The 13,367-nt window shown below is 67.5% G+C and carries 13 protein-coding genes; 5 read left to right on the forward strand and 8 right to left on the reverse strand.

The window, feature by feature from the left end:
* Nucleotides 1-24: 24 nt before the first annotated feature.
* On the reverse strand, nt 25-1,488 hold the full coding sequence (locus tag JRI60_RS01650) for an FAD-dependent monooxygenase (protein WP_239470287.1): 1,464 nt from the start codon (nt 1,486-1,488) through the stop codon (nt 25-27).
* A gap of 102 nt (nt 1,489-1,590) precedes the next feature.
* Between JRI60_RS01650 and JRI60_RS01655 the strand changes: the two genes are divergently transcribed.
* From JRI60_RS01655 to JRI60_RS01665, 3 genes are all read left to right on the forward strand, one after another.
* Entirely contained in the window at nt 1,591-2,400 is an 810-nt protein-coding gene (locus tag JRI60_RS01655; protein ID WP_204224044.1) for an AraC family transcriptional regulator, read from the forward strand.
* Between the two features lie 12 nt (nt 2,401-2,412).
* Entirely contained in the window at nt 2,413-3,054 is a 642-nt protein-coding gene (locus JRI60_RS01660; protein ID WP_204224045.1) for a GNAT family N-acetyltransferase, read from the forward strand.
* Nucleotides 3,055-3,129: 75 nt separating this feature from the next.
* On the forward strand, nt 3,130-3,375 hold the full coding sequence (locus JRI60_RS01665) for a hypothetical protein (protein ID WP_204224046.1): 246 nt from the start codon (nt 3,130-3,132) through the stop codon (nt 3,373-3,375).
* A gap of 22 nt (nt 3,376-3,397) precedes the next feature.
* Here JRI60_RS01665 and JRI60_RS01670 read toward each other — a convergent pair whose 3' ends face one another.
* The 7 genes from JRI60_RS01670 to JRI60_RS01700 form a co-directional block, all read right to left on the reverse strand.
* On the reverse strand, nt 3,398-4,552 hold the full coding sequence (locus JRI60_RS01670; RefSeq protein WP_204224047.1) for a ferritin-like domain-containing protein: 1,155 nt from the start codon (nt 4,550-4,552) through the stop codon (nt 3,398-3,400).
* Nucleotides 4,553-4,604: 52 nt separating this feature from the next.
* Nucleotides 4,605-6,563 carry a hypothetical protein gene (locus JRI60_RS01675; RefSeq protein WP_204224048.1) on the reverse strand — a complete coding sequence of 653 codons (1,959 nt, stop codon included), beginning with the start codon at nt 6,561-6,563 and terminating at the stop codon, nt 4,605-4,607.
* Between the two features lie 29 nt (nt 6,564-6,592).
* Nucleotides 6,593-6,838, reverse strand: a complete 246-nt coding sequence (locus tag JRI60_RS55030) for a M28 family peptidase (protein ID WP_204224049.1) — start codon at nt 6,836-6,838, stop codon at nt 6,593-6,595.
* Nucleotides 6,839-6,994: 156 nt separating this feature from the next.
* A complete protein-coding gene (gene glgC / locus JRI60_RS01685) occupies nt 6,995-8,248 on the reverse strand; it encodes a glucose-1-phosphate adenylyltransferase (protein WP_204224050.1) in 1,254 nt (417 codons plus the stop codon).
* A 93-nt stretch (nt 8,249-8,341) separates the two neighbouring features.
* Nucleotides 8,342-8,908: an imm11 family protein gene (locus JRI60_RS01690; RefSeq protein ID WP_204228690.1), complete on the reverse strand. Its 567-nt coding sequence runs from the start codon at nt 8,906-8,908 to the stop codon at nt 8,342-8,344.
* Nucleotides 8,909-8,930: 22 nt separating this feature from the next.
* Nucleotides 8,931-10,250 (reverse strand): AHH domain-containing protein, encoded by a 1,320-nt coding sequence (locus JRI60_RS01695; RefSeq protein ID WP_204224051.1) that lies wholly within the window; start codon nt 10,248-10,250, stop codon nt 8,931-8,933.
* Between the two features lie 10 nt (nt 10,251-10,260).
* A complete protein-coding gene (locus tag JRI60_RS01700) occupies nt 10,261-10,728 on the reverse strand; it encodes a hypothetical protein (protein ID WP_204224052.1) in 468 nt (155 codons plus the stop codon).
* 283 nt (nt 10,729-11,011) lie between these two features.
* Between JRI60_RS01700 and JRI60_RS01705 the strand changes: the two genes are divergently transcribed.
* The gene (locus JRI60_RS01705) at nt 11,012-11,626 is read left to right on the forward strand and encodes a hypothetical protein (protein WP_204224053.1); all 615 of its coding nucleotides are present in this window, start codon (nt 11,012-11,014) and stop codon (nt 11,624-11,626) included.
* A gap of 81 nt (nt 11,627-11,707) precedes the next feature.
* Nucleotides 11,708-13,345, forward strand: a complete 1,638-nt coding sequence (pgm, locus tag JRI60_RS01710) for a phosphoglucomutase (alpha-D-glucose-1,6-bisphosphate-dependent) (protein WP_204224054.1) — start codon at nt 11,708-11,710, stop codon at nt 13,343-13,345.
* The last annotated feature ends 22 nt before the right edge of the window (nt 13,346-13,367 follow it).

Here is a 13,367-nt window from a genome sequence, read left to right on the forward strand (position 1 = left end):
CCTTCCCCGACGTGCAGCCAATCCCTACCGGGCCCAGGCCTGGCCTACGTGCCCATCCGGCCGGAGCAGGAGGGCGCTCAGCTCCCGGAGCTCCTCGCGGTCGTCTCCCACGCGCGCCTGGACGACGTTCGTCCAGCGCATCCATCCCCGGTCGAGCTGGACGGGGGCTCCGTTGCCCTCACGCAGCCGCAACAACAGCCACTTCCCGTCCCTCATGAAGGAATAGAGGCGCCTCGTGGCTCCATCGGGCAGCCTCAGCTCCAGGTCGGGGAGCCGCTTGCCGGTCAGGGTCTTCACGGGCTCGCCCTCGCGGCGCGGGGCCGGCAGCTCCAGCTCCGGATAGCGCACATCCATGCCCGTGATGCGCTCCGCCAGCGAGCGATTCAGGTCCGGGTTCTTCAGGATGTCCGACATCAGGTCGCGCAAGGCGAGGCCGGACGGAGTGAAGGAGATGAGCGCCGTCTGGGCCTCCGTGTTGTGCAGCAGCGTGTGGCCCACCGGGTGCCGCTCCCGGTGATAGCTCTCGAGCAGCGACGGCGGCGCCTGGTCCCGCAGCACACCGGCGAGCTTCCAGCCGAGGTTCATGGCGTCGTGGAGGCCGACATTGAGGCCCTGTCCACCCGCGGGGAAGTGGATGTGCGCCGCATCCCCGGCGAGCAGGACCCGGCCGGCCATGTAGTTCTCCGCGAGCCGGGTCTCGTTGCCGAACCGTGACAGCCATTGCGGCTCCCTCATCCCGAAGTCGGTGCCAGCGATCTTCGTGACGCTTCGCCTCAGCTCGTCGAGCGTGACGCTCTCCTTGACGGGGGCCTGCATGCGTTCGGGGTCGACGACGAGCACCCGGTGGATGCCAGGAGAGCGCGGGACCAGCATCAGGCCGCCCCGGAGGTGGGCAACGGAGAGGACTGGTGTCGCCGGAGGCTCCGCGAGCACCACGTCCCCCAGCATGGCGGTGATCGTGGTGTCCGTTCCCACGAACGCGATACCGGCGAGCTGCCGGACGATGCTGCGCGCGCCATCCGCGCCCACCACATAGCGTGCGCGGCAGCGGAAGGACTCACCCCCGGCCGTGCCGGCGAGCTCCACGCCATCCGCATCCTGCCGCAGCTCTCGCACCTCGCATCCGCGCCGCACGTCCACGCCGAGCTGTCGGGCTCGCTCCTCGAGCAGTTGCTCGGTGACGGTCTGTGAGATGAACAGGGTGAACTTGAAGGTCGTGTCGAGCGCCGAGAGGTCGAGCCGCGTGTCGAGCATGGCGAAATGAGCGGTCGGCAGGGGCCTGCCTCGCTCCAGGAAGGGCCCCTCCCAGCCACGCAGCGCCAGAACCTCGAGGGAGCGCGGATGGAGTGTCAACGCCCGCGCCTGCTGGACTGGCTCGACGCGGCGCTCAAGCACCCTCACGGAGATGCCCGCCAGGGCCAGCTCGCACGCGAGCATCAATCCGGTCGGGCCACCGCCAACGACCGCGACATCAATCACATCCATCATGATGGGAACTCCAGGGCAATGATTGTTCGACCATCACCCTAGGGGGACACGCGTCTGGCGTGGTAACGTCATCCGGCCAGAAAATAACGAGAATCCGCCAACATGCCGCGAGAGATTCCCATCGCCATCATCGAGCGCCCGGACGAGCCGGTGCTCATCGCCATCCCCATCCATTCGGGCAAGGAGCCCGAGACGGCCCGGCACCGCCATGCGCGGGGACAGCTGTTCTCCGTCGGCAGCGGGCTGATGGTGGTGCATACCGAGCGCGGCAACTGGCTCATGCCGCCGGGAATGGCCGGCTGGATTCCTCCCGGCATCTGGCACTCGGCGCACTGGCACGGTCCGACGAGTGGCTGGAGCGTCTATGTCGCGGCCCCAGCCTGTGAAGGGCTGCCCAGGGAGGCCCGGGTCGTGAGGATGTCCCGGGTGTTGGAGGCCATTGTCGAGCGCGCCACGGAGTGGGAGCCCGGCGCGCCGCTCGGCCCGGCCGAGGCCCGGCTGGCGGCGGTGGTGCTCGACGAGCTCCAGGTGGCGGAGGAGGAGCTGTCGCTGCGCCTGCCCATGCCGAGGGAGCGGCGGCTCGTCGCCATCGCCCGGGCGCTGCTCGCCGAGCCGGCCGATGCGCGAGGCGTGGGGGAGCTGGCCTCCTGGGCGGGCATCAGCGAGCGCTCCCTGACTCGCCACTTCAAGCAGGAGACGGGGATGACGTTCGTGCAGTGGCGGCAGCAGGCGAAGGTGGCGCGTGCCCTGGAGCTGCTGTCGGAGGGAGGGTCGGTCGGGGACGTGGCCTTCTCCCTGGGCTACGAGAGCGTGAGCGCGTTCATCGCCATGTTCAAGCGGTTCCTCGGCACGACCCCGGCCCAGTGCCTGGCGGGGCGGCGTGAACCAGAGGCGAGGGCCCGCCGCTTTTAGTAGAAACACCGCATGAGCACGCCCGCCACGCCCGCCTTCACGAATCCTCCCTACCTCCTCCGCACGCCCCGGCTCCTGCTGCGCTGCATGGGTCCGGACGACGCCGCGCGCCGCAAGGAATCGGTGGACTCCAGCGGGGAGCACCTGGAGCGCTTCTTCTCGCGCACTCCCGAGGAGCCCCTGTCGTTGGAGGCCCATGCCGCGCATATCCGGAAGCTCCGCGCGGGGTTCGATCTGGATCAGGACCGGGGCTACGGGGTCTTCGAGCCGGAGACCGAGAGGTTCCTGGGAGAGGTCAGTCTTCTCCGGCGCGCCGGCATCGACGCGCTCGAGATTGGCTACTGGCTCCGCCGCGACGCGGTCGGCCAGGGCTTCGCCACGGAGATGGCCTCGGCGGCGGTGAAGACCGCCTTCGAGCTCGACCGGGTGAAGCGCATGGACCTGATGTGCAAGCCGGAGAACGAGCGGAGCGCGGCGGTAGCGCGCCGGCTGGGCTTCACGTTCGAGGGGCGGCTGCGAGACAGACAGCTCGCGCCGCACCACCAGCGGGGTGACCTGCTGTGCTTCACCCTCCTGTCCACCGAATACCCGACGTCTCCAGCGAGCCGGCTCCCGCTCGAGGCGTTCGACTTCCTCGGACGGCGGCTCGCCTGAGTCCAGCTTCGTGTTCCTACCGCGCCGGGTCAGGCACAGCTCGGGCCGGAGGCGCCGTAGCTGGCGGTGGCGGCGATGCCCCCGAAGACCCAGCCGATAGAAGACGTCGCCCTGGAAGAGCTGGAAGGTGGGCTGGTTGCGGTGCAGGTCCACCGTCAGCTTCAGCGCGATGCCCTGGCCGCACGCCGCCCGGAAGGCCTCGTAGACGGGGGAGCCATTTCCGTCGAGCCACCGCGGGCCGTGGTTCCGGTCACGGTGCGGGCCGCGGTGGCCCACGCTCCGACGGCGCCCCACGAGCTGCGCGCGTTCGCGATGAAATAGCTCAGCTCATGAGAGGGCTCGCTCAGACAGGATGGGAGACGAACTGGAACGGCGGCGCGCAGTTCTTCTTGGTTTCAGGGTCGATGTGTTGAATCAGCCGGATGGCCAGCAGCCGCATCTCGTACATGATGCCGATGGTGCTGTTCAGCGCGTCCGGCTTGCCATTGAAGGTGTTGTCGAGCGCCTGCAACAGGCTGGAGTAGCTGCGGTTGAAGAGCTCCGCGTCGGTACGGGGCTGGGTGCCGGGAGCCCATCGTTCGGCCTTGGCGTTGGGCACCAGGTCCCAGACTCCGAACGGGTCGAGCGGCACCGGTGCTCCGGCATAGGCATAGCCCTGGGTCGAGCCCGGCGTGGCGATCAGCCTGCGCCCGTAGAAGATCTCCGCGAAACGGTAGTAGTGCGCCAGCTGCTCGTGCTGGGCCTTGGGCAGGCTCTGGGGAGTGTCCTTGCCCCTGCCACGAGCCCAGATGACCTCGAGCACTTCCTTGCCGCCGGAATCGAACGGATCCTGGCGCGTGCCTTCACCCTGGACCCGGATGATCTCGAGCGCGGCGCATGCCTGCTCCGGGTTGGTCACGGCGAAGAGCACGGTCTCCGGGAACCACTGGGGATTGACCACCTGGGGAGAGCTCTTGACGAAGAGCTGCTTGCCCAGACGCGCGATCGCCTGGATCAACGCCTCGTAGAACTGGCCGATCGTGGCGAACTCCGGCGTGAAGGGCTCCGGTGCGACACCCTCCGGCGTGACGAGCTTCCGTGCGAAGGGCTTCACCGGGAAGTCATCGGGTGTCTCGGGCTCCTCGATCTTCATGAACACATTGCCGACCGTGTCGCGGGACAGCTTGTTCAGGCCGACCACGAGGCCGTCGCCGATGTTCATCGGCAGCGTGGTGGGGTAGTCCGGCACGAACTTCGGGTCGGCGATCCGCGGGTGTCCGCCAATGGCGTTCAACACGTTGGCCGCGATGGCCATGTGGAGCATTTCCTGGATGGCGACCGAGCGGATGAGAGCCGCCACTTCCTGGTTCTGGCCGGGCCGGATCGAATAGAGCGCGGTCAGATAGGGAGGAATGGTGGCGTGCTCCAGCTCGATCGCCCGCTGCAGCAAGACGTGTAACTGCTCGGCGGTGGTGGCCTCGTTTGCCTTCTGGATGTAGCTCGGATCGATTCTCAGCATCCCTGTCCCCCGTTCGGCTGATGCGTTAAAGGGTTTGGCGCTCCTGGATGTGCTAGGGAATTCCCTTGATGCCCAGACTGCGAGCGAAGCGTGTCTTGCCTCCCTCGGGCTCGACGTCCGGCGCCTGGGGGGCGCTGGCTGGCGCGGTCACCCGGCGCGGTGGTCCGCCGAGGCGCTCGCACTCGGCGAGGGCCTCCTGGAAGGTCGGATCGTTCTTGAGGGGCTGTTCGTCCTCGAGCCCGTTCAGCCAGGCCACGATGGTCTTCCGCTTGGCCTCCGACAGGTCTCGCGTGACCGGCATGTAGTTGGCGTCCTCGATGTTCAACGAGAACGCCAGCTTCAGGATGTTGCGGTGGCGGAACACGTCCAGTGGATTGGCCAGGTCCACCAGGCGGCGGCTCATGATGGGATAGAGGTTGCCGAACTGCACGAAGATGGGCCGGATGTGCTCGCTCCAGCGTGGCTTCTCGGGCACCGGGTAGGCATCGCGCACGTGCACCGTCAGCAGGTCGAACGGAGCACGGCTGGGGGCAGGCAACCCGGTGGGCACGAAATTCACCTGATAGAGCTGTCCGTCCAGGTACCCGCGCGGTGTGGACAGCTTGCCGGCGACCAGGTCGACGGTGGCTCGGCCCTGATCGTTGGTCGTCGCGCTCGGCGCTACTTGCAGTCCATCCTCGGGCGTGCCGATGTCGGGAATCGCCGCCCGGGGCTGGAGCGGAGCGGTGGGCGAGCCGCCGCCCTGGTAGGGGTTGGCCCCTGTCTGTTTCAGGGTCAGTGTCTCTCCCGCCACGGGCCGGCCGTACTGCGCGACGAAGAAGGTGGTCCGCGTGGTCTCTCCGGCATCCAGGCGACGGGTCAGTGGCTCGACGGCGGTGTAGACGCCTTGCGTGGTTTCGGCGATGGCCAGGCGCGGCGGGTCGAAGGAGTCCGCGCGATAGACCGCCAGCGCCAGTTGGGTCCTGGCGGCCCGTTCGGCCTGCTCCGCGGACAACGGGATGGTGGCGATGCCCCCCGTGTCGAGCAGCCAGTCCTGATCCCAATAGGGGATGAAGCCCAACGGTTCGAACTCCCTGGGTGTCAGTCCCCCGGTCTCCGCCACGTTCGGGTCGTTCAACAGGCCGACCTGCAAATCACCGAGATTCTGCAACTCCCCCCGCGATTTCTCTCCCTTCGGCTTGGACAGGGGCAATGCGTTCGAGAGGTCCAGGAGCAGTGACGGCGTGGGTCCCGTCTGGTCCAGCAGGCCGGTGAAGTACCCGATGCCGAACGCGGACGCGAACCCCGGGGACTGGGGTGCGAAACGGCGGCCGAGCACGAAGGACTCCGGCTCGTCATCCAGGTACGGGCCGATGACGCCCGACACCACGCCCAGGGTGTAGGTTCCGCGGCTGGCGTTGCCGCTATAGCCGAAGGTGGTCAGGCGGATGGACAGACGCTTGTTCCTGGCGAGCTCACCCAGCTCCGACAGGAAACGGCTCTCGGGCAGCTGACTGGCCCATTCGATGCCCTCGAGCACGGACTGGAAGACCGCCGAGGCCGCGGCATCGTTGCTCACGCCACTCATGCGCCCGAAGAACAAGTCCCGGAAGGGATTCGGCTTGTACCGGCCGCCCACCACCGGGACCTTCCTGTCATCGACCAGGTGCACCTGCATGCCCCAGATCTCCGAGGCCGTCTGCCACTGGGGATCCAGATCCACCAGCTTGCCGGCCACGCGGTCATCCGCGCTGCCAATCCGCATGCCGACCACCGGATCCGTCCGCGGATTGCGGGTCGACGAGCCGTCCTTGTAGTGCACGGACGTGACCTTGCAATCCATCAACCGGAAGGCACCCGAGCCCGTGGGGTTCCACCAACCGTTCTCGACACCGGTCTCGCTGTCCTGCATCTGCTGGAAGCGCGGCTCGAAGGTGGCATTGTCGTAATGCCGCACGTCGTTGTTGACCGTCGAGACATCCGCCTGGAACGTCCCCGAGAAGACCAACCGCACCGGGTGCAGGTAACTCATCGTGACTCCCCCATGAACGAGCCGACAGCTCAAAAACACGACAGGGACGGATGCAACGTGAAGAGAGCGCAATCTCTATCACCTGGAGCAGGACCCGCCTCGCGGTGAGCCCATGCGCTCCGCTCCATACCGTCTCGTTTCAGACAGCAGGTTGTGTTCACCCGCGCGGCTCCAGGCACGTCGAGGAGGGCCGGGGTGTCGTCGGGCGTATGGTAGGCCTCGTGTGCTCCGGTGAAGAGGTGGAGCACCGGCACGCCCGCCGTGTGGAAGCTCATTCCAGGTTGAGCGACACGGTGCCACGCACCCACGTGCCGGTCGTGCCGCGGGAGCGGGGCGTCAGATCCCGATCCACGGCGTCCTGAAAGGCCCGCGGGCGGGCAGACACCCCACTCCCGCGGCCAGGAACATCCTCTTCCCACGTGCTTCCATCTTCACTCGAACTTGTAGCCCTTGGGCACCACGACGATGCCGTTGTCGGTGATGATGAAGCCGCGGGCCTTGTCGGCCGCCAGGTCGTAGCCAACCTTCGCGTTGGGCGGCACGCGCACGTCCTTGTCGATGATGGCGTTGCGCACCTGGGCGTGCCGGCCGATGTCCACCTCGTCCAGCAGCACCGAGCGCTCCACCAGCGAGTACGAGTTCACCCGCACGCGGCGGAAGAGGATGCTCTCGCGCACCGTGCCGCCCGAGATGATGCAGCCTCCGGCCACCATGGAGTTGAGGGCCCGGCCCATGCGCTCGCCCGCCTCGTGGACGAACTTGGCCGGCGGGCTGTACTCGACGGCGCTGCGCAGAGGCCACTCCGGGTTGAAGACGTCGAACTCCGGGTTGACGGAGACCAGGTCCATCGAGGCCTCGTGGTACGCATCCAGTGTCCCCACGTCCCGCCAGTAGGTGTTGGCGCGCGTCTGGCCGGGGATGGGGTTGGAGTGAAAGTCATACGCCTGGATGTGGTAGCCATCGCGCAGCGCGCGCGGCAGCACGTCCTTTCCGAAGTCGTGCTGCGAGCCCTCGGTGCGCGCGTCCACCTCCAAGAGCTCGCTGAGCACGCGGCGCTTGAAGATGTAGTTGCCCATGCTGCACAGGGCCATGCCCGGCTTGCCCGGCATCGACTTGGGGTCCTTGGGCTTCTCATGGAACTCGACGACGCGGCCACGCTCGTCCACCTGCATCACGCCGAAGCGCGAGGCCTCCGCCACCGGCGTGGGGTAGGCCGCGATGGTGATGTCGGCGCGCTGGTCCTCGTGCTGCTCCAGCATGTGCGCCACGTTCATCTTGTAGATGTGGTCACCCGAGAAGATGGCCACGTTGTCGGCGCGGTGGTTCTCCACCAGGTGGAGGTTCTGGTAGATGGCGTCGGCGGTGCCCCGGTACCAGACGGGCCCCAGCTCCTCGAAGCGGTACATCTGCGCCGGCACGAGGGTGATGAAGTAGTCGGCCAGCAGGCCCGAGCCGAAGCGCCAGCCGCGCTGGATGTGCTCGGTGAGCGACTGCGCCTTGAACTGCGTCAGGACGTAGATGGAGTAGACGCCCGAGTTGAGGAAGTTGCTCAGGGCGAAGTCGATGATGCGGAACTTCGACCCGAACGGCACGGCGGGCTTGGAGCGCTTGGACGTCAGCGGAGCCAGGCGCGTGCCCTGGCCCCCCGCGAGAATCATTCCGAGGATGCGCTTGCTGCTGGTCATTTGGAGAACCCCCACATGAATTCAGTATAGGGGGCATTCCATGAAAGGCGCGGTTTTGAACGAGTGGGGGATGACTTGTTGAGTACTGAACCCTCAGGCCTCGATGAACCGCGTGCCGGTGAGGGCCTCGCGCTCCAGGGCCTCCTTGAGTTCCTCGGAGACGATGAGGGCCACACGCCACCCCCAGGGACGGAAGATGTGGGCGTCACCCACGCGGGCGGGGTCCACCTTGAGGCCATGGACGGCCCGGTACTCGCCCACCTTGTCCGGACGGCCGTCCTCGGGCTTCCAGTACCGCACCTCCTCGCACCGGGCGTCGTCGATGCAGGGGATGATACGCAGCGCGTTAAGAATGAAGTAGGGCCCCGGGTGGCCCTCGACCTGGGCGGGGATGAACTGCACTTCCTGGAGGAGGCTCAGCCGCTCGAAGACCTGGACGAAGCGGGCGTGGACCACGGGGATGCTGAGGCCGGCCCAGGTGAAGTCCAGGGGCGGGCCTGGAATCTGGAGGGGAAAGCGGGGCACGCAGCCCAACTCGAGCCATTTTCCCTTCTCGAACTGCCAGGGATTGAGCTCCCGTCCCCGCTCGTCCTGGATGAGTCCCAGATGCCAGCGTGGGCGGGCGCTCCTGTCGTCCACCAGATCAAAAAACCTGCTCATGGTCTTCACCCTGGGCTCCACCCTATTGCTTCGTCGCCAACCGGTGCAGCAGGGACCCGGGGGTACAAATCTCGCTTGCGACCTTCTTGAGCTCCGCCGCCAGCTGGCCTCGGCATTCCATCGGGGTTCGACAGTCCTCGAGAGCGGCCTTGAGCCTCCGGTAGATCTCCCTGTGATACTCCTCCGGGTGGGGACCGATGTGGCCATGGAGGTAGACGACGTTCTCCACTGCGTCCAGGCCCATTCCCGCTTGCGCGAAGAGAATCTTGAACAAGGGGGTCCAGGGTCCACCGTGGAGGGTCGAGGTGTCGTTCTTGTCGGTGGCGAGGTGATGCCACTGATATCCCTCTTTTTTCTCGGAGCCATCGGTGCATGCGCTGCCGAGGGCAGCGGTCGCCGTCCCCACCGCCGCCCCGGTCACGACAAGGGTGCCATCCGCCACGATGTGGACCGTCGTCGCGCCCTCCATCGTCAGCCCGCCAGCCACGGCGTACCGAGGTGAGCCCAGCCCCAGCAGACTCCAGAGGCCTCCCTGGGGCACCTGGGGCAGCCCCTTGCCCACCCCCATGCTCGCTACCAGCACCAGCACGCGCAGTGCCGTGCCACCCATCGTCCTGCCAAAGTGCTCCGCCGCTGCCTCCAACTCCGCCGCTGTTCTCGCCGCGGCGGCTTCCTGGTAGAGCCGGAGGCAGGCCCATGCCACACGGCCGAGCTCCAGCAGCCCCACCGCCAGCGCCAGCCGCACCGTCAATGCCGCCGCGAAGGCCTTGGAGAAGACGGGCTCGGGCAGCAGCCATGCCGAGAAATACAGTGCCACCGAGAGGGCAACACCGGCCAGGAAGGCGGGCGAGCTGAACAACTCCTGGGCCGCCTCGCGGGCACCCGCGCCCATGTAGCGAGGGGAGAGCTTCAACGCCAGGAAGAGGGAGCTCTCCTCCAACGAGTCCGGTAGGGGAAGCAGTGGCGGGCCATACCGGGACAGGTACTCCTGCCTCAGTTGTCGCTCCCATCCGGCGGGCCTGTGCTCCTTCCCGCCCTCGGACGTCGATGCCAGGAGGAGCTGGAACCGGGGCTTCGCCTCGGGTGGGAGGGCCCCATGGAAGGCCTCGAGCACCGCGCGGACCTTCTCCACTTCGAGCACTTCCAGGGATGGGTCCCGTGCCCCTGGTTCGAAGGACAGCCTCAGCTGGCCTCCGGGCAGCTTGCTCACCTTCACTCCCTGGGGGGCCATTCGCGAGCGTACGCCGTCGGACACTTCCTTTCGGGATGTGACGCATGAGGTGGGGAGGACGAGGCTCAGGGCCACGATGACTCGCAGCAACGCAAGGGGAGTTCTTCTCATGTTCAGGGACTCAACCCGCCTCGGCCTGCTGGCGGGTCACCCCGAAGCGATGCTGGACGCGCCTGGCGACCTCCGGATGGCCCAGGTCCTCCAGCTTGCACGCCGCCCACGCCGCCGCATGGTCCAGGCGGTTGAAGACGATGTACGGGTAGCTCGGCCGACTCTGGTGCATCACGATGCTGAGCGTCAGCCGCGTGAGGGCCGAGTCGAGCGCGTGGACCGCTCCAATCATCCTCTCGCGCCGCAGCTCCTCGTACCGGGCCATCCACTCCAGCTGCCGCTCGCGGTGCGGCAGCGGCAGCATTCCACTGTGCATCCCATCCACGAGCAGCAAGTGGGGCCCTCGCTCGAGGCACTTCACCCGCTTCTCCAGGTGCGCCTCGAAGTCCGCCAGCCGGGACGTGCCCACCGACCGGATGACGACCAGGGGCCATAGCGAGTCATCCACGGTGATGGCGGCGGGGGGCGGCGGAAGCATGTTCCTGGGAAAAATTCAAATACACGGAATAGCAGAAGAACAGGAGAGTTGCGAGGGAATGATCGGGTCATCGGGACGAGGCTGACGGCGGGCCCGTGGGGATGGTTTGACGCCGAAGCGACACCCGTTGACGGACAACCGCCCTCGCGGGGCCACCTCGAAGAGCCGCCAGCCAGGGGGGCGCTCCCTGCCGAGTGGGACCCTGCTGACCACGTTCCCGGCCAGCAACGACAGACCTTGGAGCAGTCGAGGTCCTTATCACTCGAAACAGGGAGACACACTCATGACCCGGACGAAACTGATTCTGGCTGGTCTCATCGCGGGCGCGATGGCCTTCGGCACCGCGTGCAAGTCGGACAAGTCGGCCGAGCGCGCCGAGCCCACCGAGTCGACGATGGGCACCACCACCGACGAGAGTGGCACCACCAATCAGGGGGGCACCACGCCCGGCAGCACCAACCCGGGGGGCACCGGTGGCGCCGGTGACATGGACTCCGATATCGGTTCCCCGGACACGACTGGGGACGACCTGGGTGGCTCGGGCATCTCTCCCGATGACAACCTCGGAGGGTCGGGCACCCTGAACCCGGAGAACCAGGGCACCGGTGGCACCGGCGACACGGGCCTGGATGGCGACATCCCCCAGGACAGCGGCAATGAGGGTGTGCTCGTCCCGGACAGCGGCGCGGGTGGCTCCGGCACGACGGACACCGGCACCACCACGACGACCCCGGACAAGACCACCCAGGGCAAGAAGTCCAAGGACAAGAGCAAGAGCACCGGCACCACGGACGGCACCGGCGGCTCCGGCTACGAGGAGGATGACTCCCGTTTCAAGCAGGACCAGGAGCTCGGGGGCGACAAGTTCCCGTCCGATGATGTCGTGCCCCAGCAGTAGGACCCGAGGGGCGTAAACGAGGCGACACATCCTCGAAAACGGGAGCACTCACCCGGGGGCGCGCGGCGGTAGATTCGCCGCGTGCCCCATCCTCTTGCTGGCAAGCCCCCTCCCGAGTCCATCCTCATCAACCCCGACACGCTGCGCTCGCAGTACTACTCGGAGCGCCCGGACGTGCGCGAACCCGAGCAGCGCGTGGCCTTCGGTACCTCCGGCCACCGGGGCTCCGCCGCCCGCCGCAGCTTCAACGAGGCGCACATCCTCGCGGTGACGCAGGCCACCTGCGAGTACCGCAAGAAGGAAGGCATCGACGGCCCGCTCTTCCTCGGCATGGACACCCATGCGCTGTCCGAGCCGGCCCAGCGCTCGGCGCTCGAGGTGCTCGCCGCCAACGGCGTGCAGGTGCGCTTCACCGACCAGGCCACGCCCACCCCCGTCATCTCGCACGCCATCCTCATCTACAACCGCGGGCGCAAGCAGGGGCTGGCCGATGGCATCGTCATCACCCCCTCGCACAACCCGCCCGAGGACGGTGGCATCAAGTACAACCCGCCCAACGGCGGCCCCGCCGACACCGGCATCACGGCGTGGATAGAGAAGCGCGCCAACGAGCTGCTCGGCGCGGGCAACGCGGGTGTCCAGCGCATGCCCTACGAGAAGGCTCGCACCGCCTCTCACGTGAAGACCCATGACTTCATCACCCCGTACGTCGAGGACCTCGGCAACGTGGTGGACCTGGAGGCCGTGCGCGGGGCGAAGCTGTCCATCGGCGCCGACCCGCTGGGCGGCTCGAACATCGCCTACTGGGAGCCCATCGCCGCGCGCTACGGCCTGTCCATCCAGGTGGTGAACAAGACGGTGGACCCGACCTTCCGCTTCATGCGCGTGGACCACGACGGCAAGATTCGCATGGACTGCTCGTCGCCCTACGCCATGGCCGGCCTGGTCGAGCTCAAGGACCGCTACGACATCGCCTTCGGCAACGACACGGACTCGGACCGGCACGGCATCGTCACCCGCAGCGTGGGGCTGATGAACCCCAACCACTACCTGTCCGTCGCCATCCACTACCTCTACCAGAACCGCCCCGGCTGGAAGCCCGGCATCGGCGTGGGCAAGACGCTGGTGAGCAGCAGCATGATCGACCGCGTGGCGAAGGCGATCGGCCGGCGCGTGGTCGAGGTGCCCGTGGGCTTCAAGTGGTTCGTGGACGGGCTGCTGGATGGCTCGCTCGGCTTCGGCGGCGAGGAGAGCGCGGGCGCCTCGTTCCTGCGCCGCGATGGCACCGTCTGGTCCACCGACAAGGACGGCATCATCCTCGACCTGCTCGCGGTCGAAATCCTGGCGGTCACGGGGAAGGACCCGGGCGTGCACTACCAGGAGCTGGCGAAGCAGTTCGGCGCGCCGCTGTACACGCGCATCGACCAGGCGGCGACCCCGGCGCAGAAGTCGGCGCTCAAGAAGCTGTCGCCCGAGGCGGTGCGCGCCACCACGCTCGCGGGCGAGCCCATCACCCAGCGCCTCACGCGCGCCCCCGGCAACAACGCGGAGATCGGCGGGCTCAAGGTGGTGGCGGAGAATGGCTGGTTCGCCGCGCGGCCCTCGGGGACCGAGGACGTCTACAAAATCTACGCGGAGAGCTTCCGCGACGCGAAGCACCTGGAGGCCATCGTGGACGAGGCGCGGCAGATCGTCAGCGACGCCTTCTCGCGCGGCTGAGGGCCCCCGGGCGGAGGGATTC

This window comes from Archangium violaceum (genome assembly GCF_016887565.1).
Classification (GTDB): domain Bacteria; phylum Myxococcota; class Myxococcia; order Myxococcales; family Myxococcaceae; genus Archangium; species Archangium violaceum_B.